26 protein-coding genes are annotated in these 26012 nt (G+C 67.1%); 15 read left to right on the forward strand and 11 right to left on the reverse strand.

What is annotated here, in order from left to right; all coding sequences use genetic code 11:
* Positions 1 to 15: 15 nt before the first annotated feature.
* Positions 16 to 450, reverse strand: a complete 435-nt coding sequence (locus FHR21_RS10245) for a nuclear transport factor 2 family protein (protein ID WP_184097877.1) — start codon at positions 448 to 450, stop codon at positions 16 to 18.
* Positions 443 to 1303 carry an SMP-30/gluconolactonase/LRE family protein gene (locus FHR21_RS10250; protein ID WP_184097879.1) on the reverse strand — a complete coding sequence of 287 codons (861 nt, stop codon included), beginning with the start codon at positions 1301 to 1303 and terminating at the stop codon, positions 443 to 445. Before FHR21_RS10250 ends, FHR21_RS10245 begins: the two co-directional genes overlap by 8 nt.
* 84 nt (positions 1304 to 1387) lie before the next feature.
* Here FHR21_RS10250 and FHR21_RS10255 point away from each other — a divergent pair, with 84 nt between their 5' ends.
* From FHR21_RS10255 to FHR21_RS10275, 5 genes are all read left to right on the forward strand, one after another.
* Positions 1388 to 2269 carry an SDR family oxidoreductase gene (locus FHR21_RS10255; protein WP_184097880.1) on the forward strand — a complete coding sequence of 294 codons (882 nt, stop codon included), beginning with the start codon at positions 1388 to 1390 and terminating at the stop codon, positions 2267 to 2269.
* Positions 2266 to 2769, forward strand: a complete 504-nt coding sequence (locus FHR21_RS10260) for an SDR family oxidoreductase (RefSeq protein WP_184097882.1) — start codon at positions 2266 to 2268, stop codon at positions 2767 to 2769. The genes FHR21_RS10255 and FHR21_RS10260 overlap by 4 nt, the downstream gene beginning before the upstream one ends.
* Complete coding sequence (locus FHR21_RS10265; RefSeq protein WP_184097884.1) at positions 2762 to 3622, forward strand: SDR family NAD(P)-dependent oxidoreductase; 861 nt, start codon at positions 2762 to 2764, stop codon at positions 3620 to 3622. Before FHR21_RS10260 ends, FHR21_RS10265 begins: the two co-directional genes overlap by 8 nt.
* Positions 3623 to 3726: 104 nt before the next feature.
* Positions 3727 to 4497: a FadR/GntR family transcriptional regulator gene (locus tag FHR21_RS10270; protein WP_184097886.1), complete on the forward strand. Its 771-nt coding sequence runs from the start codon at positions 3727 to 3729 to the stop codon at positions 4495 to 4497.
* Positions 4494 to 6005: an AMP-binding protein gene (locus FHR21_RS10275; RefSeq protein ID WP_184097888.1), complete on the forward strand. Its 1512-nt coding sequence runs from the start codon at positions 4494 to 4496 to the stop codon at positions 6003 to 6005. The genes FHR21_RS10270 and FHR21_RS10275 overlap by 4 nt, the downstream gene beginning before the upstream one ends.
* Here the strand turns inward: FHR21_RS10275 and FHR21_RS10280 are convergent.
* Genes FHR21_RS10280 through FHR21_RS10295 form a run of 4 tightly spaced genes read right to left on the reverse strand, consistent with a single transcriptional unit; the run spans position 6002 to position 9918 of the window.
* Positions 6002 to 6790, reverse strand: a complete 789-nt coding sequence (locus FHR21_RS10280; protein ID WP_184097890.1) for an SDR family oxidoreductase — start codon at positions 6788 to 6790, stop codon at positions 6002 to 6004. The two genes, FHR21_RS10275 and FHR21_RS10280, sit on opposite strands and share 4 nt — an antisense overlap.
* 2 nt (positions 6791 to 6792) lie before the next feature.
* Complete coding sequence (locus FHR21_RS10285) at positions 6793 to 8271, reverse strand: aldehyde dehydrogenase family protein (RefSeq protein WP_184097892.1); 1479 nt, start codon at positions 8269 to 8271, stop codon at positions 6793 to 6795.
* 19 nt (positions 8272 to 8290) lie between these two features.
* Positions 8291 to 8725 carry a VOC family protein gene (locus tag FHR21_RS10290; RefSeq protein WP_184097894.1) on the reverse strand — a complete coding sequence of 145 codons (435 nt, stop codon included), beginning with the start codon at positions 8723 to 8725 and terminating at the stop codon, positions 8291 to 8293.
* Between the two features lie 5 nt (positions 8726 to 8730).
* A complete protein-coding gene (locus FHR21_RS10295; protein WP_184097896.1) occupies positions 8731 to 9918 on the reverse strand; it encodes a cytochrome P450 in 1188 nt (395 codons plus the stop codon).
* 62 nt (positions 9919 to 9980) lie between these two features.
* Here FHR21_RS10295 and FHR21_RS10300 point away from each other — a divergent pair, with 62 nt between their 5' ends.
* A complete protein-coding gene (locus tag FHR21_RS10300) occupies positions 9981 to 10541 on the forward strand; it encodes a TetR/AcrR family transcriptional regulator (RefSeq protein WP_184097898.1) in 561 nt (186 codons plus the stop codon).
* Positions 10542 to 10547: 6 nt separating this feature from the next.
* On the opposite strand, the gene FHR21_RS10305 is transcribed toward FHR21_RS10300, so the two are convergent.
* From FHR21_RS10305 to FHR21_RS10320, 4 genes are read right to left on the reverse strand one after another with little or no spacing between them, the layout of a single operon-like run.
* A complete protein-coding gene (locus tag FHR21_RS10305) occupies positions 10548 to 11435 on the reverse strand; it encodes an acyl-CoA dehydrogenase family protein (RefSeq protein ID WP_184097900.1) in 888 nt (295 codons plus the stop codon).
* Between the two features lie 58 nt (positions 11436 to 11493).
* On the reverse strand, positions 11494 to 12645 hold the full coding sequence (locus FHR21_RS10310) for an acyl-CoA dehydrogenase family protein (protein ID WP_184097902.1): 1152 nt from the start codon (positions 12643 to 12645) through the stop codon (positions 11494 to 11496).
* Positions 12645 to 13553 (reverse strand): SDR family oxidoreductase, encoded by a 909-nt coding sequence (locus FHR21_RS10315; protein ID WP_184097904.1) that lies wholly within the window; start codon positions 13551 to 13553, stop codon positions 12645 to 12647. The genes FHR21_RS10310 and FHR21_RS10315 overlap by 1 nt, the downstream gene beginning before the upstream one ends.
* A gap of 1 nt (position 13554) precedes the next feature.
* Positions 13555 to 14334 carry an enoyl-CoA hydratase/isomerase family protein gene (locus FHR21_RS10320; protein ID WP_184097906.1) on the reverse strand — a complete coding sequence of 260 codons (780 nt, stop codon included), beginning with the start codon at positions 14332 to 14334 and terminating at the stop codon, positions 13555 to 13557.
* Between the two features lie 88 nt (positions 14335 to 14422).
* Between FHR21_RS10320 and FHR21_RS10325 the strand changes: the two genes are divergently transcribed.
* From FHR21_RS10325 to FHR21_RS10365, 9 genes are all read left to right on the forward strand, one after another.
* Positions 14423 to 15184, forward strand: a complete 762-nt coding sequence (locus tag FHR21_RS10325) for an SDR family NAD(P)-dependent oxidoreductase (RefSeq protein ID WP_184097908.1) — start codon at positions 14423 to 14425, stop codon at positions 15182 to 15184.
* Complete coding sequence (locus tag FHR21_RS10330) at positions 15181 to 15942, forward strand: SDR family NAD(P)-dependent oxidoreductase (protein ID WP_338113126.1); 762 nt, start codon at positions 15181 to 15183, stop codon at positions 15940 to 15942. Before FHR21_RS10325 ends, FHR21_RS10330 begins: the two co-directional genes overlap by 4 nt.
* A gap of 8 nt (positions 15943 to 15950) precedes the next feature.
* On the forward strand, positions 15951 to 17441 hold the full coding sequence (locus FHR21_RS10335; RefSeq protein ID WP_184097910.1) for a class I adenylate-forming enzyme family protein: 1491 nt from the start codon (positions 15951 to 15953) through the stop codon (positions 17439 to 17441).
* Positions 17441 to 18259: an SDR family NAD(P)-dependent oxidoreductase gene (locus FHR21_RS10340; RefSeq protein WP_184097912.1), complete on the forward strand. Its 819-nt coding sequence runs from the start codon at positions 17441 to 17443 to the stop codon at positions 18257 to 18259. Before FHR21_RS10335 ends, FHR21_RS10340 begins: the two co-directional genes overlap by 1 nt.
* Complete coding sequence (locus FHR21_RS10345; RefSeq protein ID WP_184097914.1) at positions 18259 to 19053, forward strand: SDR family oxidoreductase; 795 nt, start codon at positions 18259 to 18261, stop codon at positions 19051 to 19053. The genes FHR21_RS10340 and FHR21_RS10345 overlap by 1 nt, the downstream gene beginning before the upstream one ends.
* 21 nt (positions 19054 to 19074) lie before the next feature.
* Entirely contained in the window at positions 19075 to 19869 is a 795-nt protein-coding gene (locus tag FHR21_RS10350; protein ID WP_184097916.1) for an SDR family oxidoreductase, read from the forward strand.
* A gap of 10 nt (positions 19870 to 19879) precedes the next feature.
* Positions 19880 to 20893, forward strand: a complete 1014-nt coding sequence (locus FHR21_RS10355; protein ID WP_184097918.1) for a DUF2889 domain-containing protein — start codon at positions 19880 to 19882, stop codon at positions 20891 to 20893.
* A 139-nt stretch (positions 20894 to 21032) separates the two neighbouring features.
* Positions 21033 to 23462 (forward strand): TonB-dependent receptor, encoded by a 2430-nt coding sequence (locus FHR21_RS10360; protein WP_184097920.1) that lies wholly within the window; start codon positions 21033 to 21035, stop codon positions 23460 to 23462.
* An 81-nt stretch (positions 23463 to 23543) separates the two neighbouring features.
* Entirely contained in the window at positions 23544 to 24806 is a 1263-nt protein-coding gene (locus tag FHR21_RS10365) for an MFS transporter (protein ID WP_184097922.1), read from the forward strand.
* On the opposite strand, the gene FHR21_RS10370 is transcribed toward FHR21_RS10365, so the two are convergent.
* Positions 24803 to 25918: an amidohydrolase family protein gene (locus FHR21_RS10370; protein ID WP_184097924.1), complete on the reverse strand. Its 1116-nt coding sequence runs from the start codon at positions 25916 to 25918 to the stop codon at positions 24803 to 24805. The genes FHR21_RS10365 and FHR21_RS10370 overlap by 4 nt on opposite strands.
* Positions 25919 to 26012 lie beyond the last annotated feature (94 nt).

The raw sequence follows: 26012 nt of genomic DNA on the forward strand, positions 1-26012 counted from the left end.
TAGTGTCAATGATCTTCAGCGCGTCGCCATCTTCGCGAAAAGAGAGGCCTCCGCCTGCCAGTCGATCCGCACACGGCGATGGGCGAAGCGCCAGCCCTCGAGCGTCCGGACGAGCTTGTCGTCATAGGTGCCGCTGTGATCGGGGCCGAAATTGCTGTGAACGGTGAAATAGCTGCGCGCGGTCGCGCTGTCGCCATCGATGCGGATCAGCGGATTGGTGATGTGATGGCGCACGAAGGTCAGGCGCGGGTCGCGGCGTCCCGAGGTCAGCGATGCCGCGATCGCCGCCGGACCGACGGGCCGGTTGCCCGGATATTCGAGCACGCCGTCCGCCGCGAAGCAGGCGGCAAGGTCGGCGACGCGGCCGCGGTCGCCATTATAGGTATAGCAGGCGAGCAGGTCGCGGATCGCGTCACGGTCGGTAGCCGGATCTGCCTTGGGGTCAGCCATTATAGTGCAGCTTCAGGCCGGGCTCGTCCCAGCGCAGCTTGGCGAGCCGCCCGGTGGTCGAAAGGGTGACATAGGCGTCGCGCCCGTCCGCGCCGCCGAAGGCGATATTGGTGACGTAGCGTTCGCCGGGGATGTCGCGCTTGCTCGTCCGGCCGTCGGGGGTGATCGTCGTGATCCCGCCTTCATAGAGCGTCGCGACGCAGATATTCCCTGCCGCGGTCACCGCAAGGCTGTCGAACCCGACGGGGCCCGGCGCGGTCGCGACCCATTCGGGCCTTTGCGCCTCGACCTTCCGCTCATAGCGCCACAGCCGCGCCTGATGGGTGTCGGCGACGTGGACATGCGCGCCGTCGGGCGACAGGCCGACGCCGTTATAGGACACCGCATGACGGTTGATCGCCGCGATCGCCGACCCGTCGGGCAGGGCGCTGAACAGCCCGCTCGCGGTGCGGATGCCGTCGTGGCTCTTGCCGAGGTCGGTGAACCACATCCGGCCGTCGGCATCGAAGACGATGTCGTTCGGCGCTTCGAGCGCGATGCCGTCGCAGGCGTCGTAAAGCCGCTCGACCCGCCCGGTGGCCAGGTCGACGCGCTCGATCCGCCCCTCATGCCCGGCACCGCGCGCATTCTGGAATTTTTCGAGGTCGAGCCCGCCGTTGTTGCAGACATAGAGCGCGCCGTCGGGACCGATCGCAGCGCCGTTCGGGCCGCCGCCGATGGCGCTGACCACCTCCGTGCGGCCGCTCCAGCAGCGGGTGATGCGCCCGCCGGCGAGCTCGACGACGATGACCGACCCGTCCGCCATCGCCACCGGCCCCTCGGGAAAGGCGAGGCCCTCCGCGACAATCTCCATTGACGCCTCTCCTATATAACTTAGTTAGTCATGTCTTGACATGCACTGGGGTTGGGCGCAACCCTTTCACGCGGGAGAGATTATTTGCCGGTTCCATCGCATCACATCGTGGCGACGCCGCCGCCCTTCGGCGCGCCGCCCTATCCTGCGGATATTTTCGCGGGGCAGACGGTGCTCGTCACCGGGGGCGGCTCGGGCATGGGGCTGGCGATGGCGAAGGCCTTTGCGCAGGGCGGCGCGCAGGTGGCGGTGATGGGCCGCAGCCTCGACCGCGCGCAGGAGGGGGCGGCGCAGATCGCGGCGCTGGGCGTGCGCGTCCATGCCATGAGCTGCGACGTGCGCCTTCCCGAAGCGGTCGCCGCCGCGTTCGACGAGGCGGAGGAAGCGCTTGGTCCGATCGGCCTGCTCGCCAACAATGCCGGCGCCAATTTTCCGGTGCTTGCAGAGAATATCTCGGCCAACGCCTGGGGCGCGGTGACGCGGATCGCGATCGACGGCACTTTCCTCTGCTCGGCCGAGTTCGCGCGCCGTCGCATCGCGCGCGGAGAGGGCGGGGCGATCGTCGTCAACAGCGCGCAATATATCTGGACCGGCTTTCCGGGTGATGCGCACAGCGCCGCCGCCAAGACCGCGCAGGCAACGATGACGAAGAAGCTGGCGGCCGACTGGGCGCCCCATGGCATCCGCGTCAATGCGGTCGCGGCGGGCTTCTTTCCGCACGAAGCATCGGTCTCGGGACGCCGCGAGGAAGGGGTGGAGCCCTTGCAGAACATGATCCCCGCCGGCCGCACCGGCAGCATCTGGGAATTCGGCTGGCTCTCCGCGATGACCTGCACGCCGCTGTTCGGCGCGATGACCGGACAGGTCATCGTGCAGGACGGCGGCGAGAGCCTGCGCCGCTCGCTCATCATGCCCGATTTCGTCCCGCCCCGCGAACGCGCCGAAGGGCCGTGGGGGTGGCAATGACGGGCTGGCTGACCGGAAAGCGCGCGCGCATCGAGGGCGACAGCCCGGCCATCCGCGCCGCCATCCAAGCGGCGGGCGCCGCGCTGGTGGCCGGGGGCGATTGCGACATCTGGGTCCATGTCGCGCCGCCGACCGCGGTCAAGCCCGCGCACGAACTGACTCATGCCGAATGGCGCGCGAGCCTCGACACGGGGCTCGACCGCCGCTTTCTCGGCGCCAGGGATTTCGCCGATGCCTGCCGGGCGCGCGGGCAGGGCGGCGCGATTCTGTTCGTCGGCGCGCCGGGACAGGCGCTGGGCGCCGACCAGGCGGCAGCGGCGGGCGCGCTCGGCAACCTTACCAAGACGCTGGGCGTCGAATGGGCGCGCGACGGCATTCGGGTGAACAGCATATTGACGCGCGAGACCGGCGACACGCTCGGCCATCTCGCCGCCTATCTGGTCAGCGACTATGCCGCCTATGTCACCGGCGCGGTCATGGGCATCGCGCTCGATGACTGACCGCGCGCGCCTCGACGGACAGGCGGCGTTCGTCACCGGCGGCGGAGGCGGGATCGGCCGCGCGATCGCGCTGCGCCTTGCCGAAGCGGGCGCCGACGTCGCGATCTTCGACATCTTTGCGGAACGCGCCGAAGAGGCGGCGGCGCGCGTTGCCGAACGGGGTGTTCGCGCGCTGGCGCTTCCCGGCGACGTGATGGATTCGGACGCGCTGCGGGCCGCGATCGACCGGACGGCGGACGCCTTCGGGCGGCTCGACATCCTGGTCAATAACGCCGGCGGGGTTTCCGCGCGCCCCTTCCTCGAACAGAGCGAGCGCAGCATGCGCAAGCATGTCGACATCAACCTGATGTCGATGCTGGTCGCGACGCAGGCGGCGGCAAGGCATATGGTCGCCGGCGCACGCGGCGGCGCCATCGTCAATGTCGCGAGTATCGAGGCGAACCGCGCCGCGCCCAATTTCGCCGTCTATGCCGCGTGCAAGGCGGGGATGCTCAGCTTCACGAAGTCGATGGCGGTCGAACTGTCCGAACATGGCATTCGCGTCAATGGCATCGCCCCCGACCATACGGTGACGCCCGGCAATCAGGGCAATCGTGCGGGCCCGGTCGATCCGGGAACCTGGAAGCGGCGCAGCGCGGAGGAGATCGACGCGATGAACCGGCTGATTCCGCTGGGGCGCGAGGGTGTCGATAGGGAATGCGGCGATGCCGCGGTCTTCCTGTCGAGCGCCATGGCGAGCTACATCACCGGCGTCCTGCTGCCCGTCGATGGCGGCACCTGGGCCTCGTCGGGCTGGGTGCGCGGGCGGAACGGCAAATGGACGCTCAACGAGGGGCTGAATTTCGGTGCGTGAAGAGAGGAAATTGCCCCGATGTTGCGGGGTTGCGTCGAAAGCCCTAATGGCAGCAAGAGCGAAACGGGTTTGAAGCATAGCCGGGCAGGGGCAGGAATTTGCAGATGGACAATGGGGCTTCGCGCATCCGGGTACCGAAGACGTCGGAACTGGTCGCCGACCAGATCAGAGCCCAGATCGTTCGCGGGGAGTTGACCGAGGGGGATTCGCTGCCGCCCGAGGGGGCTCTGATGACGACGCTCGGCATTTCGCGGCCGACCCTGCGCGAAGCCTTCCGCATTCTCGAGGCCGAAAATCTGATCAGCGTCGTGCGCGGATCGCGCAGCGGCGCGCGCGTCCATCAACCCTCGACAGAGCTCGTCTCGCGCTATGCGGGCTATGTGCTCGAATCGCAGGGAACCACGATTGCCGACCTTTACACCGCGCGCCTTGCGATCGAACCGACCGTGGTGCGGTGGCTGGCGATGGAGAAAGGGCAGACGCCGGGTTTCGCGCGCCTCAAGCAGACGCTGGCCGATCTCGACAAGATGCTGAAGACCGGCGAATATGCGACCTTCGTCGACAATGTCTCGCACTTTCACCAGACGCTGGTGGAGGCGACCGGCAACAAGACGCTGAGCTTCATGAACCGCATGCTGCTCAACCTCGGGCGTCATCACCAGAATGATTATCAGCGGCGTCATCCGCGCACGAGCGAGGACAAGTCGAAGAGCCTGCGGGCCGGCTTCAAATCCTTCGAGAAGCTGGTGACGATGATCGAGGACGGTGATGTCGAGGGCGCGGTTGCGCACTGGCGCCTGCATCTGCGCAACGCCAACGAGACCTGGGCGACGCGCGGTGAGGGTGAACGGACCGTCGACTCCCTGCACGTATGAGTTCCAATTTCATCGAGGCGATGATCGCGGCCGTCGCGCGCGCGCCAGCGGCTTCGCTGACCGTCGCATCCGACGTCCGCCCCGGCGAGACGACACTGGGTGCGGTGGTTTCGGCGGGACGGCGGATGGGGACGCGGATGACGGCCTCGGGGATCGAGCCGGGCGATATCGTCGCCTGCATGCTCCCCAATTGGCGCGAATGGCTCGTCGTCGCGGTTGCGGCGGCGCAGGCTGGCGCCGTGATGCTGCCGGTCGTCACCATCTATGGCGCGAAGGAACTGGGTTTCATCCTGCGCCAGTCGGGTGCGAAATGGCTGTTCACCCCCGATCGCTTCCGCAATGTCGATTATGTGCGGGTCGTCGCGGACTGCGGGGCCCTTTCCGCCCTTGAACGCCATATAGCGACCGGCCCCGCATTCGACGCGCTCGAGGCGGATGGGCCGATCGCCGAACCCGCGTTCCGGTCGGCGGCCGACCTTTCGCTCCTCGTCTATACGTCGGGTACCACCGCCGACCCGAAGGGCGTCATGCATTCGGCGCGCGGCTTTCTCGCCGATATGGAGACGATGCATATGCTGCGCAGCGGCAGCGACGACGATGCGGTCATCTCGCCGTGGCCGCCGGGGCATGTCGCGGGCGCGCTGTCGATGTATCGCTTCCTGACGCAGGGCGTGCCGTTGGTGCTGATGGATCAGTGGGACCCGGCGCGCGCCGCCGAACTGATCGACAGGCATCGCATCACATCCTCATCGGGGACGCCCTTTCATCTGTCCGGCATGATCGCCGCGGCCGATGCGAACGGCCACGACCTCTCGTCGCTCCGTCAGTATCTGGTCGGCGCGGCGCCCGTTCCGGCATCGCTGATCGAGCGCTGCCAGGCCCAGGGTCTCGCCGTCTATCATTGCTACGGGTCGAGCGAACATCCGACCGTGACGTCGGGCGTCGTCGACGATCCGCTCGACAAGCAGCTCCATACCGAGGGACGCGCGATCGCCGGGTCCGAAATGCGCTTCGTCGACGACGACGGCCATGACGTGCCGTCCGGTGCCGACGGCGAGATCTGCACGCGCGGGCCGGAGCTTTTTCTCGGTTATCTCGACCCCGCGCTCAATGCGGGCGCCTTCCTGCCGGGCGGCTGGTACCGCACCGGCGACATCGGCCGGCTCGATGCCGAGGGCTATCTGCTCATCACCGACCGCAAGAAGGATATCATCATTCGCGGCGGCGAGAATATCTCGTCGAAGGAAGTCGAGGCGCTGCTGCTTGCGCATCCGAAGATTGTCGACGCCGCGGCGGTCGCAGCTCCCGACGAGCGGATGGGCGAGGTCGTGCGCGCCTGCATTGTGCTGGTGCCGGGCGCGTCGCTGACGCTCGACGAACTGCGCGACCATTTCGCCGCAGCGGGAATTGCCAGGCAGAAAACCCCCGAACGGCTCAGCATCCTCAACGAATTGCCGCGCAATGCGTCGGGCAAGGTGCTGAAGCACGAACTGCGGCGAAACCCCTAGTTTCGCATGATGAACCCGCCGTCGACGTTCAGCGCCTGACCGGTGATCCAGTCGCCTGCGGGCGAACAGAGCAGCAGCAGCGCGCCGACCAGATCCTGCGGCTGTCCCCGCGGCTGCTTGACGACCCGCGCCATCGCCGCCTGCACGAAGGGGCTTTCCTCGGGCGTCAGCGCCTTGCCCGCGTCGGACATCGTCATTCCCGGCGCGATCGCGTTCACGTTGACGTTCATTCGCCCGAGCTCGGTCGCGAGCGTCGTCGTCAGGCCGAGCAGCGCGACCTTGCTGATCCCATAGGGCGTCTGCGCCGGAAAGCCGCCGGCCGAAAGCTGGTTGACGATCTTGCCGCCGCCGCGCGCCTCGAACAGCGGGACCGCCGCCTTCGAACAGATCAGCGCGCCGGTCAGGTTGATGCGCATCAGCCGGTCGAAGTCGGCGATGCTTGTCTGGATCGCGGGGGTGCCGACCGCCTCGACCATCAGTGCGGCATTGTTGACCAGGATATCGAGTCCGCCGAACGCCGCCTCGGCGGTCTCCATCATCGCCGAAACCGGTGCCTCGTCGGCGATATCGACCTGTACCGCGATCGCCTTGCCGCCCGCTTCCTCGATCTCGCCCGCGACGCGCTCGGCGCCCTCCTTGTTCAGATCCGCGACGACGACGCTCGCGCCCGCGTTGGCGAGCCCGATCGCATAGGCGCGTCCGATGCTGTTCCCGCGTCCGCCCGCGCCGGTGACGACCGCGACCTTGCCGTCGAGGCGGAACTGCTCGTTGGTGAAATCGGCCATCCTCATGCCCCCTTCGGAAAGATGGGCGCGCCGACGCCGATGGTGACGGTCTTGTAGTGCAGGAACTCGTCGATCCCGGCGCGGCCGCCCTCCTTGCCGAAGCCGGAGATGCCGATGCCGCCGAACGGCGTGTGCGGATTGATCTGGAATCCGCCATTATTATAGACGCCGCCCGCGTTCAGCCGTTCCGACAGGCGGTGGACGCGCTGCAGGTCGTTCGACTGGATATAGGCGGCAAGGCCGTATTCGCTATTGTTGGCGATCGCGACCGCCTCGTCCTCGCTGTGGAATTTCATCACCACGACCGCGGGGCCGAAAATCTCGACCTGGCTGATCTCGTGATCGGGGTCGGCGTCGACGATCAGCGTCGGCTCGATGAAATTGCCGTCGGCAAGCTCGCCGCCGCAGCGGCCGCCGCCCAGCTCGAACTTCGCCGCGCCATCGGCCTTGGCGCGCTCGAACATGCCCAGGATGCGGTCGACCGCGGCCTTGTTGATGACGGGGCCGACCGCAACCGTCGGGTCCATCGGGTCGCCGACCTTGAACCGGCCGATGATCGCTCTGAGCCTCGCGACGAAATCGTCATAGACGTCGGCGTGGACGAGCTGGCGGGTGGGCAGCGCGCAGCCCTGGCCGGACAGGCAGCCGACGGTCCAGAAGACCGCGCGTTCGGCCGCCGCCTGCAGGTCGCAGTCGGGAAAGACGAGGCTCGCCGACTTGCCGCCCAGTTCCATGACCGACGGCTTGATCTCCTCTGCGCACGCCGCGAGGATCTTGCGCGCGGTGATCGGGCCGCCGGTGAAGCTGATCTTGCGGATCTTCTTGTGCCGGACGATCGCCTCGCCGCATTCGGCATTGCCGGGCAGGATCGACAGCACGCCGTCGGGCACCCCGGCTTCCTTGCACAATTGCGCGAACAGTTCGGGCGCGAAGGGCGTGATCTCGGCGGGCTTGCAGATCACGCAATTGCCCGCCGCGAGCGCCGCGGCGACCTTCATGCCGAGCGAGATCAGCGGCCCGTTCCAGGTGATGATGATGCCGACGATGCCGATCGGTTCGGGTACGGTATAGGAAAGCTCGCCGCGCGTATCGAAGGTGCTGATGAGCTCGCCCGACATCTTGTCGCACCAGCCGGCATAATAGCGCGTCCAGCCGACCGCGGTGTCGACCCCACGCTCGCCGACCATCAGCGTCGTGCCGCCGTCGAGCGCGGCCATTTCGGCAAGACGGGTCCTGTTCGCCTCGAGCAGGTCGGCAAGGCGGTTCAATATGTCGCGCCGTGCCTCGGGCGGGGTGCGGCGCCAGTCGTCCTGCGCCGCCGCGGCCTTGGCGACCGCTTCCTCGACCTCGCGCGCGCCGGCGAGCGGTATGTCCGCCTGAACCTCCTGCTTCACCGGATGCAGGTGCGGGTGCGTCCCGCCGCTGCCGCTCGTCCTCTGTTCGTGCCCCAGGTGCAGGTGGACTGCAGGTGCGCTGGCCATGATGTCATCCTTTTCTTTTTCAGGTGTTTTCCGGCGTCGCCAAGACAAGCCCGCCATCGGCGCCGGGTCGCATCACCGGACTCCAGACGATCTCCCAGCCATTGCCTTCGGGGTCGGCGAAATAGCCCGAATAGAGACCGCCATCGCGGTCACGGATCGGGCTGGTAATTGTGGCGCCGACGGCGATCGCCTTGGCGAATTGCGTGTCGACGTCGGCCTTGGTTTCGACGAAGATCGCGTTCACGGCGCGCGGCACGGCGGAAAGGTCGATGCCGCTTTCTGCGGCCAGATAATCGCGCGGCACGAACACGATCACCACCGTTCCGGCGCGCAGCATGAGCGAGCCCGGTACCTCGGGACCCCAACTCCGCCAGCCGAGACCGTCGATGTAGAATTTACGCAAGGTCTCCATGTCGCCCGCTGGCACCATGAGCATATGCACGGCCTGATCCATTGTCTTTACTCCCACGCCAGATGCAGATGTTCGAGCGCCATCACGCTGCCGCCGCGGCAGCTTTCGTCGCCCTTTTCGATTTGCCGGAAATGGCCGATGCGGCCGAACCACGCGCGATAGAAGACGATCAACTCCATCCGCGCGAGATGCAGGCCAAGGCAGGTGTGGATGCCCGATCCGAACGCCGCGTGGCGGTAGAATTGCCGTTCGACCGATACCGTCTTCGGGTCCTCGGCGAGATCTTCGTCCCAGCCGACGAGCGGCAGCGGCGCGAGGATAGAGTCGCCCGCGAAAAGCCGCACCCCTTCGAGCTCGGTATCCTCCACGATATAGCGCGGGGTCGCGACGAAGGCATAGCGGCGCAGCAGTTCCTCGACCATGCTGGGGATCACCACCGGATCGTCGATCGCGCGCTGGCGCAGGCCGTCGTCATGCGCGAGATGGCGCATGCCGAAGCTCATCGCGTTGGTCACCGTGTCGAGCCCCGCGAGGAACATCAGGAAGCCGATCGACATCAGTTCCTCAAAGCTCGGCTGGCGGCCGTCGATCTCGCTGGCGATGATCTTCGAGATCATGTCGTCGCGCGGCTCGGCCATCCGCGCCCGGATCAGCTCGGTCAGATGCCCCAATATCTGCTGCGCGAGCGCGTTGCGCTCCTCGTTGCTCGCCTGCGAGTTGAAAAAGGAGACGACGAGCCGGCGGAATTCGTCGAACCGCTCCATCGGAAAACCGAACAATTCCATGAAGACCGCGACCGGAAGGCGCGAGGCGATGGCGGCGACGAATTCGCATTCGCCGCTCCCCGCCACCTCGCCGAGCAGCCGGTCGGTCCACTCGGCGACGCGGGCTTCGAGTGGCTCGATCGCCTTCGATTCGAAGAAGGGGCGCAGCATCTGCCGATAGGGCCGGTGCTCGGGCGGGTCGAGCATCTCGGGGATCATCTTCGGCTGGTTCGGATTGGGCGGGATGGACAGATAGCGGCTCGAGAAGATTTCCGGGTGCCGCACGACATGCTGCACCGCCGCACCGGTATTGCACACCCAGTGGCCGCCATGCGCGTTGGTCCAGAAAACCGGCGGTGCGGTCTCCTTCAGCTCCCAATAGCGCGCGTGACAGTCGGCGAGCACGCCGGGGTCGGCGACATAGTCGAACTCATAGACCGGCGAACGCGCCGGCACCTGCGACTCGGTCATTCATCCTCTCCTCTTGACGCAAGTAAACGGTCGTTTACATAAGGAGTCAACAGGGAGCGCATATGGCGACGAAGATCGAGATCCCCGCGCGCGATGCGGACCGGACGCGGCAGGCGATCCTTGACGCCGCGCAGCAGGTTTTCGCCGAAAAGGGCTTTGCGGAGGCGGGGGTGCGCGACATCACCGCGCGCGCGGGCGTCAATCCGTCGCTCGTCAGCCGCTATTTCGGCGGCAAGCTCAAACTGTTCGAGGCGGCGCTCGATGCCGTGCTCGACGCGCGGCTGATGACCGACCTTCCGCGGCAGGGGTTCGGCCGCCTGATCGTCGCGCGTTTCGCTGATGAAGACGACCGGGTCAGCCCGCTGCCGATGCTGTTCCGGGCGGCCGCCGACAGCGAGGCGCGCGCGGTGGCGCAGCGCCTGCTCCGCGACCGGGTGTTCGAACCGTTGCAGAAATGGTTCGGCGGCGAAGGAGCGGATGTGAAGGCGGCGCGCTTCATGATGGTCTCGCTCGGCTTCTTCGCCTATCGCGACCAACTGCCGCTCGCGGAATTCGCGGGCGCCGTCGAGCCCCGCCTTCGCCGGTGGCTGGAAGAGGAGTTCCAGGCCATCGTCGATGACTGACATGACTCAGGCCGCGAGCAGCGCCGTGCGCTCGGCCGGTGCGACATGCTGCAGCAGATGCGCCCGCTTCAGGCAAAAATGCGGATAGGCCTCGTCGGTCATGCCGATCCCGCCGTGAATCTGGATATTGGCGCGGCCATTGTCGAGCGCCGCCTGGTCGGCGAGCCGTTTCGCGGCGGCGACATGGAACGCCGCACCGGCATCGCCCGCATCGAGCGCGCAGGCGGCATAATAGAGCTGCGACCGCGCGACGGCGCAGCGAACCGCCATGTCGGCGCACAGATGCTTGATCGCCTGGAACCAGCCGATCGGCCGCTCGAACTGCTCGCGAACCTGTGCATAGGCCGCCGCCATGTCGCGCGCCGCGTCGGCGGCGCCGATGGCATAGGCGGCGGCAAGGATCTGAAGATGGAGCGCCGCGTGCGGGTGGTCGATAGCCACAATCGTCAACGGACCGGCGATCCGGGTCAATGTCGCCGACTGGTCGAGCGACGGCGCGGATGGCGGCGCCTCGCCGATCTCGAAATGCCCCAGGGCGCCGCCGAAGAGGCCGAGCGCATGTGTCGCTCCCTCGCCATCGAAGAGGCGCGCGCCGCCGTCCGCGGGCAGGGCGAGCGCAACCTTGACCGTCGCGCCCGTCCAGCGCGCCGCGACCGCGCTGGACAGCAGCGCCACCGGCGCAAGGAAACGGCCGAGCTCGGCGAACACCAGCGCCTCGGTCGCGTGATCGAGGTCCATTCCCGGCGCGGTCATGCCGGTCCAGCCCATGGCTTCAAGTTGCTGCCACAGCCCGGCGGGACGCGCGCGCGCGGCTTCGAGCGGCATATTGTCGCGGCACCAGTCGGCGGTTGCAGTCTGGAAGACGGTCTGCTCGTCGTTCGGCGTCAGGTCCATGCGGAGGCTTTCGTTCCCGGGTTCCGGCCCGCGCCGGGGTGCGATGCCCGCTGCGCGCTCATCGCGATTTCGGCAGGCCAAGCAGCCGCTCGCCGATGATATCGCGCTGAATCTGCGCGCTGCCGCCGGCGATGGTCGCGGCGAAACCGCGCAGATAGTCGGCGACGGCATCGTCGTCGCCATAGCGAAAGTCGAGGATGTCGGCCCCTTTCAGCAACACCGCCATGCGCTCCAGCCGCTGGCCGAGTTCGGATGTGAAGAGTCGGATCACCGACGCCTCCGCTCCCGGCTGGCCGGTGCGGACGACATGGGAGATATTGCGATAGGTCATCGCACGCACCGCCGCGACCTCGGCGCGCATCTGCGCCAACTGGTCGGCGACGCGATCGTCTTTCATCATGCCGTTCGCGCGCGCCGCGGCGATCAGCTCCTCGATCTCCTGGCTCTGCTTGACCTGATCGGCGATGAAGCCGGTGCCGCGCTCGAAGCTGAGGGTCGACATCGCCACCTTCCACCCGTTGCCGAGCCCGCCGACCACATTGGCCAGCGGGATGCGGACATCGTCGTAAAAGACCTCGGCGAACTCGGTCTGCCCCGACATCTTGCGGATCGGCCGCACGGTGATTCCCGGCGCGTGCATGTCGCAGATGACCCAGCTCAGTCCAGCGTGCCGCCGCGATCCGTCTTCGGTACGCAGCACCAGTTCCTGCCAGTCGGCGACATGGGCGAAGCTCGTCCAGATCTTCGATCCGTTGACGATCAGTTCGTCGCCCTCGATCCGCCCGCGCGTCTTGATGCCGGCAAGGTCCGACCCCGCGCCGGGTTCCGAAAAGCCCTGGCACCAGATCGCCTCGCCCTTCAGGATACGCGGCAGGTGATAGGCTTTCTGCGCCTCGCTCGCATTAAGGATCAGCGTCGGGCCGCCATGGTTGATGCCGACGAAATTGGCGCCGATCCACGGCGCATGCGCCTTCGCATACTCCTCCAGCCAGACGACCTGCTGGACGATCGACAGCCCGCGCCCCCCATAGTCGGTCGGCCAGTTGATGCCCGCCCAGCCGGCGTCGAACAGCCGCCGCTGCCACGCCTTGTCGAAATCGATCGCGTCGGCCGCGTTCAGCGGGCGCTTCTCCGCGGGGACATGGGCGTGCAGCCAGTCGCGGCACGCTTCGCGAAAGCGCGTCTCTTCAAGGGAAAAGCCGATGTCCATCAGCCGTCCCTGCGCGTCCTGGCAATGGCGTCCTTGGCGCTGCCGCTTTCGATCGCGCGCTTGCCGAACTGTTCACGGATGGGCACGAATTCGGGCATCACCAGCGACCGCCGCAGCCAGTTGGCGGCATCGACGACCAGCGTGTGCCCGCTGATGTAGCTTGCATAGGGCGAGCAGAGAAAGGTCGCCGCCCAGCCGAGCTCGCGTACCTCGCCCACCCGCATTCCCGGAATCGTATTGTCGCCGCGCTCGCCTTCGCGGTGGCGCGTCATATGCCCGGGCAGGTCTTCGTGCGGGAAGCGGCCCGGCGCGATGCAGTTGACGCGGATGCCGTCGGGCGCCCATTCGACCGCCAGGCTTTGCGTGAGGTTGGTGACCCCCGCCTTTGCTGCGGCCGAATGCGCGGTGCCGGGTCCGCCGGTCCAGCTATAGGTCGCGCCGATGTTCAGGATCGCGCCGGGCCGCTTTGCCGCCAGCCGCCGCAATGCGAACTCGCGGCTGCAGTTATAGGTGCCGTTCAGGACGATATCGACCACGGTGCGAAATCCGTTCGGTGTCATCTCCTCGGCGGGCGCGGGGAAATTGCCCGCGGCGTTGTTGATGAGCACGTCGACCGGGCCGAGCTTCGCCTCGATCTCGTCGAAGGCGCGGGCGATCGCTTCGGGTTCGCGCACGTCGCAGGCGACCGCGATCGCCTCGGCGCCGACCGTGCGCATCGCGGCGAGTCCGGATTCGAGATGGTCGGGCTTGCGGCTGAGGATCGCGACCTTCGCGCCCAGCCGGGCGAACTCGACCGCCATGCCCTTGCCGAGCCCGGTGCCGCCGCCGGTTACCGCGACCACCTGTCCGTCATAGGTCCCGTCGGGCAGCGCCTTGGCGCCGGGCGGGGGCGGGGCGGGAAGGGCCATCCTATTTCCCCTTGTAGCTGGGCGCGCGCTTCTCGCGGTGCGCGGCGCGGGCTTCCTGATAATCCTCGGTCTTGAACAGATAGCTTTGCGCATAAAGCTCGGCGCGCGTGCCGGTGCGGATCGTCGGGCCGTGCATCAGATTCACCATCTCCTTGGCCATCGCCAGGTTGATCGGCGGTTTGGCCGCGATGTCTCGGGCGAGGTCCAGCGCGCGCGCGTCGAGCTCTTCGGGCGGCACGACAAAATCGACCACGCCCCATTCGAGGGCGGTCGCCGCGTCGATCGGGCGGCCGGTCATCACCATATATTTGGTGCGCGACGGACCGATCAGCGCGGTCATCATCTGCGTGCCGCCGGTATCGGGCAGCACGCCATAGAGGATTTCGGGCAGCGCCAGCTTCAGCGTCGTGTCGCTCACCCGGATATCGGCGGCGAGCGCGAGCTCGCATCCGCCGCCGATGACGCCTCCCTTGAGCGCGGCGACGATCGGCTTCGTCGATTCCTGCATCCGCAGGCGCCCTTCCTGGTGGCGGCGGACGAAGTGGAAGTCGCTCTCGTCCCGCGCGCGGTGGCCGAGCACCTGGGTATCGCGGCCCGAACAGAAGCTTTTGCCTGCGGCGCGAATCAGGATCGCGCTGCTTTCGCTTTCCTCGAGCGCGTCGTCGAGCCGCGTGCGGAACAGCGCCGACATGGCGTCGTCCATCGCATTGTGCCGGTCGGGCCGGTTCAACGTGAGGATATGCAGGGCACCGTCGCGCTCGCTCAGGACCAGTTCGGACATGGTCTCTCCCAAGTTTCTTTTCGGCAGGGCTTGCACCACTTGTATAACTAAGTCAATTACGTCGAAGCAAATGGGGAGAGACGAAAGCATGGAGCTGAGCGGAAAGACGGCGCTCGTTACCGGGGCTTCGCGCGGCATCGGCGCGGCGATCGCGCGGCGACTCGCGGACGCCGGCGCGCATGTCGCGGTCAACTATGCGGGCAGCCGCGACGCGGCCCAGGCGCTGGTGGCGGAGATCGCGGCGACGGGCGGCAAGGCTTTCGCCGTGCAGGCCGACGTCGGTACGCTCGACGGTATCCGGTCGATGCTGAATGCCTGCGACGCGGCCTTCGGCGGCGCCCCCAATCTCGACATTCTCGTCAACAACGCCGGAGTCGGCGGCGAGGGCGACGCGGGCAGCCTGAAAAAATGCAGCGAGGAGCTGTTCGACCGCATGATCGCGGTGAACCAGAAGGCGCCGCACTTCATCACGCAATATTGCCTGGACCGGCTCCGCGACAAAGGACGCATCGTCAACATCGGGTCGCTCGGCGGCCGTTCGGCGCTGCCGCCCTTCGCCGCCTATGCCGCGACCAAGCGCGCGCTGCAGAGCCTGACGATGTCGACCGCTGTCGTCGTCGCGCCGCGCGGCATCACCTGCAACCTCGTCGCGCCCGGCGCGGTCGATACCGAATTCAACAGCGCGCTGCTCGAAAAGCCCGGCTGGGCGGAGGGGACGGCGAAGCTCACGCCGATGAAGCGGCTCGGCGTTCCCGAAGACATCGCCGGCGCGGTAATGATGCTCGTGCGCGACGAGGCGCATTGGGTGACTGGTCAGATCGTCGAGGCGAGCGGAGGATTGTTCCTGTGAGCCTCGCGGGCAAGACCGTGCTGGTCACCGGCGGCTCGCGCGGCATCGGCGCCGCGATCGTGCGGCGGCTGGGGCAGGCGGGCGCGCATGTCGCGATCAACTATGCGGGCAGCCGCGACGCGGCCGAGGCGCTGGCGGCGGAAATCGAGGCGGGCGGGGGCAGCGCTTTCGCCGTCCGGGCCGACGTTTCGACCCTCGTCGGAATCGAGGCGCTGTTCGCCGCCTGCGACGCGGCCTTCGGCGGCGCGCCCAACCTCGACATCCTGATCAACAATGCCGGGGTCGGCCGCGGCGGCCGCGACGGCACGCTGACCGGCGCGGACGAGGCCTTGTTCGACGAACTGTTCGCGGTCAATGTGAAGGGACCGCACTTCGTGACGCAGGCGGCGCTGCCGCGGCTCCGCGACGGCGGGCGCATCGTCAACATCGGCTCGATGTCGGGCAAGGTCGGCCAGCCCTTCGCCGCGAGCTACGCGATGACGAAGCGCGCGATCCAGAGCCTGACCTTCTCGACCGCGCTCGCGGTGGCAAAGCGGCAGATCACCTGCAACTGCATCGCCCCCGGTGCGGTCGCGACCGAATTCATTGCGGCGCTGCGTGCCCGGCCCGGCTGGGACGAGGCGACCGCGAAGCACACGCCGATGGGCCGCATCGGCGAGCCCGCTGACATTGCCGGCGCGGTGATGATGCTGCTCGGCGACGATGCCCGCTGGGTGACCGGACAGGTGATCGAGGCCAGCGGAGGGCTCGCGCTCTGATGGCGTTGATGACCGAAAAACTGCGCGCGATCATGGCGCTCGATCCCGATCGCATCGAACTGGATTTCGAGGGGCGCGACTATAGCTGGCGCCAGATCGCCGATGCCGTTCGCGCTATCGAGGATGCTCTGGGCGCGATGGGCCTGCCAGAGGATACACGCATCGGCGTGATGCTGCGCAATCGGCCCGGCCATGTCGCCGCGACCGTCGCAGTGCTGTCGACCGATCGCTGCCTCGTCACGCTCAATCCGGCGCTTCCCGACGACCGGCTCTTTGCCGATGTCGAAGGGCTGGGGCTGCCGGCGATCATCGCCGACACGGCCGATCTTGCGCGGCCGGGGCTTGCCGAGGCGCTCGACCGCGCCGGCTCTGCGGTGATCGAGATCGGTCCGCGGCTCGACGGCGTGCGGGTGATGCGGCGCGACGTGCGGACCGCGATGCAGACCTCGCCCGGCGTCGCGATCGAGATGTTGACCAGCGGCACCACCGGCACCCCCAAGCGGGTGCCGCTCAGCCGCGAGTCCTTCGACGCCAGCTTCCGCGGCTTCACCCGCTATGAGCGCGGGCGCAGCTTCGACGATCCGCCGACGCTCAGTTCGGGCTGCACGATGATCGTCAACCCGCTGACCCATATCGGCGGCATCTACGGCTGCATCGCCGCGCTTGCGGCCGGGCGCAAGATCGCGCTGCTCGAAAAATTCTCGGTCGAGGCGTGGGTCGACGCGGTGAAGCGCAACCGCCCCGCGGTCGCGCCGGCGGTACCCTCGGCGGTGCGGATGCTGCTCGATGCCGACGTCGACCCCGCCGACCTTTCCAGCCTGCGCGCGCTGATCTCGGGCACCGCGCCGCTCGCGCCCGATCTGGTCGATGCCTTCCTCGAAAAATATGATATCCCGATCTGCACCAATTATGGCGCGACCGAATTTGCGGGCGCGATCGCCGGCTGGACGATCGATGATTTCCGCAAGCATTGGACCGAAAAGCGCGGTGCGGTCGGCCGGGTTCATGCTAATATCGCGGCGCGCGTCGTCGACCCCGCCACGGGTGCGGCGCTGCCCGCCGGTGAGGAAGGGCTGCTCGAACTCAAGGGCGAACAGCTCGGCAACGGGCTTCGGTGGTTGCGCACCACCGATCGCGCGGTCCTCGATGCCGACCATTTCCTCTTCATCCGCGGCCGCGCCGACGATGCGATCATCCGCGGCGGGTTCAAGGTCCATCCCGACGATGTGGTGCGCGCGCTGGGGGCGCACCCCGCGGTTCGCGAGGCGGCGGTGGTCGGCGTTGCCGACGCGCGGCTCGGGGCGGTGCCCGCCGCTGCGATCATCCTGAAGGACGGTGCGGTCGCGCCCGCCCCCGACGAACTCAGGGCATGGCTCAAGGATCGGCTGATCGCCTATCAGGTACCGGTCCATTTTCGCTTCGTTTCCGATTTCCCGCGCACCCCGTCGATGAAGCCATCGGCTCCGGGGCTGCGCGCATTGTTCGAGGAGGCAGGATGATGGAGGACTTCTCCGGCAAGGTCGTGATCGTTACCGGCGGCGGGCGCGGCGTCGGGCGCGGGATCGCCCGGGCGTTCGCGGCGGCAGGGGCCGAGGTGATGCTGGGCGCACGCACCATTTCCTATGCCGAGGACGTGAAGGCGGAGATCGAGAAGGCGGGCGGGATCGCCGAATGCTTCGCCGCCGATATCGCGAGGCACGCCGACTGCCGCGCGCTGGTCGAGGCGGCGGCGCGGGCGTTCGGCGGGGTCGACATCATCGTCCATGCCGCCGCGGACATTCCGCACGGCGGGCTCGGCCACGTCGACGACGAGCGCCTCGAAGCGGGCTTCGCGAGCATCGCCAAGGCGGCGTGGTGGCTGCTCGACGCGGCGCGACCCTATCTGGCCAAGGCGCGCGACGGCGGGCGCTTCATCGCGATCGGCTCGGTCAACGGCACCTTCAACGTCGTTCCCAACATGACCGCCTATGGCATGGCGAAGGCGGCGCTCGACGCTTTCGTCCGCGCCGCGGCGGGCGATGTGGTGGGCGAGGGGATCACCGTCAATGCGGTGAACCCCGGCCTCGTCGCGAGCGACCGCGCCAAGGCGGTGCTCGGCGAGGAGGGCCTCGCCGCCTATGGCGCGACGGTGCCGGTCGGACGGCCGGGGACGCCCGAGGATATCGCACACGCCTGCCTGTTTCTCGCCTCGGCGCGCTCCGACTATATCACCGGCACGACGATCAAGATGGATGGCGGCTCGACCGTCGCCGCGTCGCCCGGGCGGAACGACATCCTGCAGGACCGGCTCAAGCTCCAGCATGGAAAGGCGCCCTGATGGACCTGGGGATCAAGGACAAGGTCGCGCTCGTCTTCGGCGGGTCGAAGGGGATCGGGCTCGGCTGCGCGCACGAATTCGCGCGCGAAGGCTGCCGCACCGTCATCGCGGCGCGCACCCGGGCGACGATCGACGCTGCGGTCGCCGAGGTGCGGGCCGCAGGCGGGGACGTCGTCGGCGTCTCGGCCGACTGCACGACAAGGGACGGCATCGCGACGGCGGTGCAGGCCGCGACCGACGCGTTCGGTCCGCCCGACATATTGATCTTCAACGTCGATTCTGGGCCCAAGGGCGCCTTCCTCGAGGTCGACGACGAAACCTTCGCGGCCGCCAACAACAATAATGTCATGGCCTTCCGCTGGGCGGTGCAGGCGGTGGTTCCGCACATGCACGCGCGGGGCTGGGGCCGTATCCTGACCATCGGCACCAATTCGGTGAAGGCGCCGCACCGGAAGCTCGCGCGCGCGGCGCAGAACACCTACCGCGTGGGAGCGCTCGCGCTGTCGAAGACGCTATCGGCCGAAGTCGGCCCGATGGGAATCACGGTCAATACGCTCGGTACCGGCGCGATTGCGACGCCGCAGTTCAAGGCGGTCTTCACGAAGATCGCGGCCGAACGCGGCCAGACGTACGATGAGCATATCGCCGAGCGGACGAGCCATTACCCGATCCCGCGCATGGGAACGCCAGAGGACATGGCGGCGGCGGCCGCCTTTCTCTGCTCCGACCGCGCCGGCTTTATCACCGGCCAGGTGCTCGTCGTCGATGGCGGCAACCTCGAAGTTCTGCAATGATTGGCAAGCGAAGGATGGATTATGAAACTGGGCAGTGACATTGCGGCGGTCGTCACCGGCGGCGCCTCCGGCCTCGGCCGTGCGAGCGCAGAGGCGCTGGCGGCCGCGGGGGTGAAGGTCGCGATCTTCGACGTCAACGAAGAGGGCGGCAAGGCGGTGGCCGACGCGATCGGCGGCCTTTTCTGCCGCGTCGACATCACCAGCGAGGACAGCGTCGTCGCCGGCTACGATGCCGCGCGGGCGGCGCACGGGCAGGAACGCATCCTCGTCCATTGCGCGCAGATCTCGAAGGGCGGCAAGACCGTCCGCTACGACAAGGCGAGCGGCGGCTATGTCCGCTATTCGACCGAGGATTATGCCTTCTCGGCCCAGGGAATATTGATCGCAAGCTATCGGCTCGCGTCGATCGCCGCGCTCGGCATGGCCAATGCCGACCCGCTCAACGAGGACGGCGAACGCGGCGCGATCGTCCTCACCGCCTCGGCGGCGGCGCAGGATGCGCAGATCGGACAGGTCGGCTACGGCTCGCTCAAGGCCGGCGTGAACGGGCTCGTGCTGCCGATGGCGCGCGACCTGATGGACCTCGGCGTCCGCGTCAATTCGATCATGCCGGGCATTTTCGCGACGCCGCCGATGCTCGCGGTCAAGGACAAGGCGCCGGCGATCTTCGAGGGGCTCGCGGCCTCGGTGCCCTTCCCCAAGCGCCTGGGCAAGCCCGAGGAGTTCGGCAGCCTGGTGCTCGAACTGGCCCGCAACACATATTTCAACGGCCAGAATCTCCGGCTCGACGGCGCCATCCGCATGCCGCCCAAATAGGATAACCATTTTGAACGCACCCCAGCAATTCCCCTTCGCGCGCCAGTCCGCAGGCCCCGCACCGCTGCGCCGGCCCGGCTCGGTCCGCCGCACGACCTCGATCGATTCGGACTGGCCCGACGGCTTCGGCGAGCCGTGGATCATGACCGGCCGCGGGCGCGATTTGCTGACCCCCGTCGAGGGCGATGCGGTTGAACTCGCGAGCGGCAGCTTTCGAATCAGGACATCGCCGCTGCGCGAGATTCTGGACATCGCCGCCGCTCCCGACCATCCGCGCCTCGGCGAGATGGTCGGGGTGCGCGCGGGCGGTGCGAGCCGCACGGCGCTGGGCGAGGTGCTCGGCGACCTGCGCGGCACGCCCCTCTTTCAAATTCTCGACGACTTTGCCGGGGCAAGCCTCGTGGCGGGCTGGATCTGGTCGCGCTGGACCGACGACTGGCACGCGCGCATGGCCGCGAACCGCGCGAAATCGACCGCCGGCAACAAGGGGCGGATGGTCAATATCTGCACCGGATTCACCGCGGGGGGCAGTTCGCTGACCGCCGACGGCGAGGTCGACCACAGCGACCAGTCGGCGACCGAGGTCGGCCCGCTCGTCCATCCCGACGATCCCGACGGCTGGCACGATCTGCCGGTACAGCAAGGGCGGCCGCAGGCGCGCCGCGCGCGCCGGATCGACGTCTGGCGCGCGGAAGGGGTGCTGAAGGTCGACGCCGGCTTTCAGGACAGCGGCCCCAATCCGCAGGGCACGCGCTCCGCGATCCACGAATATCGCGTCTATGCCGAAATCGACGAGGCGAGCGGCACATTGGTGGCGCTTCAGGCGCTGCCCCTGATCCTGCCCTTTCGCGAATGTCCCGGCGCATCGATGAAGGCGGCGCGCATGGTGGGGCAGGATGTCGGCGGATTTCGCCAGGCGGTGCTCGACACGCTCGCCGGCACCATCGGCTGCACGCATCTCAACGATGTCCTGCGCGCGCTGGCCGACGTCCCGGCACTGGCACGGATGATACCGCAGGAATGATGCCGAAAGCGCCTGCCTGACCGGAGTTGACGCTAGGTCATCCGGCAAATTCCGCAACCCACTTGTCTGTCTTGTTAGACTTAGTTATATAACTGGCTCAGCGAGGACGCCAGGAAGCCTCGCGGGGAGGATGTTGGCCATGAATTTCAAGGATAAGTGCGATTCGGTTCGAATTCTTGCGACCGTCTCGGTCGGGGCGCTCGCGATGGCGACGGTTCCGGCGATGGCGCAGGACGCAACCGCCGCTCCGCAACAGCCCGCCGCCAGTCAGACGAAATATGACGGCGACGCGATCGTGGTTACCGGCATCACCAAGCAGGATGCCAATATCCAGGATACGCCGATCGCGATCACGGCGTTCAGCGGCGAGACGCTGACCGAGCAGGGAATCGGCAAGGTCGACGAAATCGCGACCTTCACGCCCGGCTTCAACATCCGCGGGGCGGGCAACAACCCGACCGCGCTGACGCTCGCGATGCGCGGCCAGATCCAGAACGACAATATCGCGACGCTCGAGCCGTCGGTCGGCACCTATCTCGACGAAATGTACATCGCGCGCGCCTATGGCCTGAACACCGAACTGGTCGATGTCGAAAGCGTGCAGGTGCTGAAAGGCCCGCAGGGGACGCTGTTCGGCCGCAACACCTCGGCCGGCGCCGTGCTGATCCAGACCGCCAACCCGCGCTACGGCGAAATCTCGGGCAAGCTCAGCGCGACTTACGGGCGCTTCGACGAGCGCACCGGGCAGGCGGTGCTCAACCTTGGCCTGTCGGACAGCCTCGCGGTCCGCGGCGCGCTCTGGTATCAGAAGCGCGACGGGTACAAGACCGACGTCAACACCGGCGCCAAATATGAAGGGCGCGAGACGATCAACGGCCGCGTCAAGCTCGGCTGGAAGCCGACCGAGACGCTGGAGATCCTGCTGTCGGGTGAGTGGTACGACACCGATATCGACGGTCCGATCCGCCAGAATCTCTTCTTCAACGCGCCCGCTGCCTTTGGGCCGGCCAAGCCGATCGTCGACGGCATTGCCGCCGCCGAACGCGACGCGTTCGGAGGGAATCCCAATCTCGCGGCCTATACCTCGCCTTCGGCGGTGGTTGGCGCCGATCCGCGGGGACCGTTCAACAAGACCAAGACGCAGACCTACATGGCCAAGTTCATCCTCGACACCAGCTTCGGGCAGGTGCGCTGGATCAACGGCTATCGCGGTGTCCAGAGCGAGAATATCATCGATCTCGACGGATCGAGCGTCGTCGGCCATTTCACCGAAGGCAAGCAGGACCTCAAGCAATATTCGACCGAGCTCCAGTTGACCGGCACCGCGTTCGAGGACCGGCTCAACTTCGCGACGGGGCTTACCTATTTCCGCGAAACGGGCTTCGACCAGTCGCGCTCGAACCTGTTCGGCGGCAAGTTCGCCGCGGGCCCGACGGTGCCGCCCGAATATGTCGGCCGCACGAGCTGGTCGAACTTCTCGGGCACGCTCGATAACGACAGCTTCGGCATGTATGGGCAGCTCAATTACGAACTGACCGACGCGCTCAGCATCACTGGCGGCCTGCGCTACTCGATCGACGACAAGCGCGTGATCACCCAGTCGGGCGATGTCGTCGACAATAGCGACGAATTCGTCCGCTGCACCCCGTCGACGGTGGCGATCCCCTGTCTGCGCGAACGGCACAAGACCTTCACCAATCTCTCCTATACCGCCGGCATCGATTATGACCTGACCGACAACATTCTCATTTATGCCAAATACAGCAAGGGCTACCGCTCCGGGGCGATGCAGCTTCGCACGGTGACGCTCGCCGATTCGACGCCGTCGGATCCGGAAATCGTGCATGAGCAGGAAATCGGTATCAAGACGACCTTCCTCGGCGGACGCGGCCGGTTCAATGTCGCGGGCTATCACAACAAGGTATCGGATGCGCAGCGCAGCCCGGTGCTGGCACCGAACGGCGTCAGCCAGACGGTGATCGAGAATGCCGACACCGAAACCTGGGGCGTCGAGGCCGATGCGTCGATCGAGGTGGTCGACGGCTTCACCATCTTCGCCTCGGGTGCACTGACCGATCCCAAATATACGCGCTACGAGGGCAAGGCGCTCGACGGCGTGCCGCCGAACCAGGCGATCGTGACCGTCGACAAGAGCGACTATCTGCTCGTCGGCCTCGTCAAGAAGCAATATTCGGTCGGCGCAAATTATAGCCGGGATTTCGGCGGCGTCGGACTAGACGCGAACATCGTCTACGCCTGGCAGGGCAGGATGCCGCAGATCGACATTCCGGCGAGCATGTTCACCTCGACGGCGCCCGGCGGCCTCGGGCTCACCCAGGCGCAGGCCGACCAGCTCGCCGCGGTCGCCCAGTCTGGCTCGCTCGGCATCCTCAATGCGCGGGTCGCGCTCAGCTTCGGGCCGGAACGGAATTTCGAACTCGCATTGTGGGGCAAGAATCTGACCAACGATCAGGAACAGCAATATACGCTGCTGCTCAGCAACATCTACGTCGGCACATCCTATAACGAGCCGCGCAGCTATGGTGTGACCGCCAGCTTCAAATTCTAGGAACCATTGGGCGCTCCTCGGAGCAACTGGGGGAGGGTCGGCGATGCCGGACCTCCCCTTATTTTTTGCGAAAGGGAGAGGATGGCGTCAGATATTTCCAGCCGGCGGGGGCTGACCCTGGGTCTGCTCGCGCTCGTCGCGGTCCTGAGCTATGTCGATCGTCAGGTCTTCACCCTGTTCCAGGACGATATCAAGGTCGAGCTCGGGCTCGACGACGCGCAGCTCGGGCTGCTCACCGGTATCGCCTTCGCCGCCTTCTATGCGCTCGCCGCCTTTCCGATCGCCCGTTATGCCGATCGCGGCGACCGGCGGCTGGTGATTGCGGTCTGCGTCTCGATCTGGAGCGTCGCCACCGCGCTGTCGGCGCTTGCGCATAATTTCTGGCAGATGCTGCTCGCGCGCATCGGCCTCGCCGCGGCCGAGGCGGGGGCGGGGCCGGCGGGCATGTCGTTGCTGACCGAAATCTTCCCGAAGGAGCGGCGCACGACCGTGATTTCGGTCATGCTCGCCGCCAATGCGGTCGGGCTGTCGGGCGGGCTCGCGCTCGCGGGCTGGCTGTCGCAATGGTATGGCTGGCGCGCCGTGTTCCTGATCGTCGGCCTGCCGGGAATCGCGATCGGGCTGCTTGTCTATCTGCTGGCGGCCGAACCGCGCCGCCGCGGCGTTCTGGACCCCGCGCCGCCGCAGCGGTCGAGCCCCGGCGAGGTGCTCCGCACGATGGCGTCGAATCCGTCGCTGCGCTGGGTCGCGCTGTTGCTCTGCATGGTGCCGGTGACCGGCTTCGCCTTCATCCTGTGGGGCGCGTCCTTCTTTCAGCGCGTCCATGCGATGGACAAGACCGAAACCGGCTTCTGGCTCGGCGGGGCGATGGCGGCGGGACTGGTCCTCGGCAATCTCGTCGCGGGCTGGGTCGGCGACCGCTACGGCAAGGCCAAGCCGCGTTTCAACGGCTGGTTCGCCGGGATCGGCCTGCTGGTCTCCTTTCCCTTTGGCCTCGGTTTCGCGCTCGCCGGCAACGCCTATGTCGCGCTCGCCTGTTTCGTCGTCGTCAAGTTCACCATGACGCTGCACCTGGGGCCGATCATCGCGCTCTGCTTCGCGCAGGTGCCCGAGCATATGCGGGCGATGATGTCGGCGACGATCAACATGTTCATCGGCCTTGCCGGCGTCGGGCTCGGCGGGACGGTCGCGGGTTTCCTCAGCCGCTACTTCACGCCGGAATATGGCGAATTGTCGCTGCAACCCGCGCTGGCAGTGCTCAGCTTCTGCCTGCTGGTGGGCGGGATTGCCGCGATCATGGCAGGGCGGACCGCGCGGCCGATCGACGAGGGCGATCGGCGCTAAGCCGCCAGCTTCGCACTCGTCCGGACCAGCGGTTCGATCCCGAACAGCCGCGCGGCGTTCAGGCCCAATATATCGCGGCGAACCGCGTCGCTGACCGCGATCCCCTCGAACAGTTCGTCGACGATGCGGCGGCTGATCGGGAAGGTGCCTTCGGCGTGCGGATAGTCCGATCCCCACATGATGTTCTTCGCGCCGGGCAGCCCCGCCGCGGCCGAGGCGATGCAGGCGCGGTCGTGCTGGAAGCTCGCCCAGACCTGGTCGTCGATGATCCGGCTCGGCATCCGGTCGAGCTTGGGGCGCACGAAATTCGCATGCGCGACCGACACCTCGTCCATCCGCTCGGCAAGCGCGACGAGCCAGCTTGCGCCGCTCTCGATAAAGGCGACCCTGGCGTCCGGATTGCGGTCGAGCACGCCGCCCGCGGCCAGATACATCACGCTGCGCTGTGCGTCGTTCATCTGGTTCGCATAGTTGATGATCGCCGCCCCCGGCCCGCGCTCGACCACCACGGTCGCCAGGCCGGTGCCGGTGTGCATGACAAAGACGATGCCCAGCGCCGCCGCCCTGGCGAAGACGGGGTCCCATGCCTCGTCATTATATTTGGGCAGGTTGACGGGCGTCGTCGCGGGCAGCATCGCCGCCCGGAAACCCTTTGACGCCAGATAGTCGAGCTCGGCGAGCGTGTTCGAGAAATCGAGCACCGGCAGCATGCCGCAGCGCACGAAGCGATCGGGATGATCGCCGAGGAACCGGTCGTTCCAGTCGTTGTAGAGCCGCGCCGACGCCGCTTCCGCCTCGGGATCGTCGAGGCAATAGAGCCACAGGCCGAGCGAGGGGAAGCAGATTTCGGCGTCGATGCCCTCCAGCTCCATATCCTCGAGGCGGCCCGGAATCTCGCGAATCCCGCGGCGCTGCGAATCCCCCAGCTCCTTTTCGCGATGCTGGCCGACGCGCAGGCGATGGATGATCTTGTCCTTCGTTCCGGTGATCAGATACTCGCCCTCCTTGCGCGAATGGATCGCATGATCCTTCAGCGAGGCGGGAAGGCCTTCGAGGAAGAGGTCGGCCGGTTCCATGATGTGGCTGTCGGCGCTGAACACAAAGGGTTTCATCACGGGACTCCTCTCGACTCGGCAGGTGCTGTCTCCATTAAACAGATACCTGGTTATATAAGTCAACCGGATATTTTTCGTGGACACGATGGGT

Origin of the sequence: Sphingopyxis panaciterrulae, from assembly GCF_014199295.1 — a bacterium.
Classification (GTDB): Bacteria; Pseudomonadota; Alphaproteobacteria; order Sphingomonadales; family Sphingomonadaceae; genus Sphingopyxis; species Sphingopyxis panaciterrulae.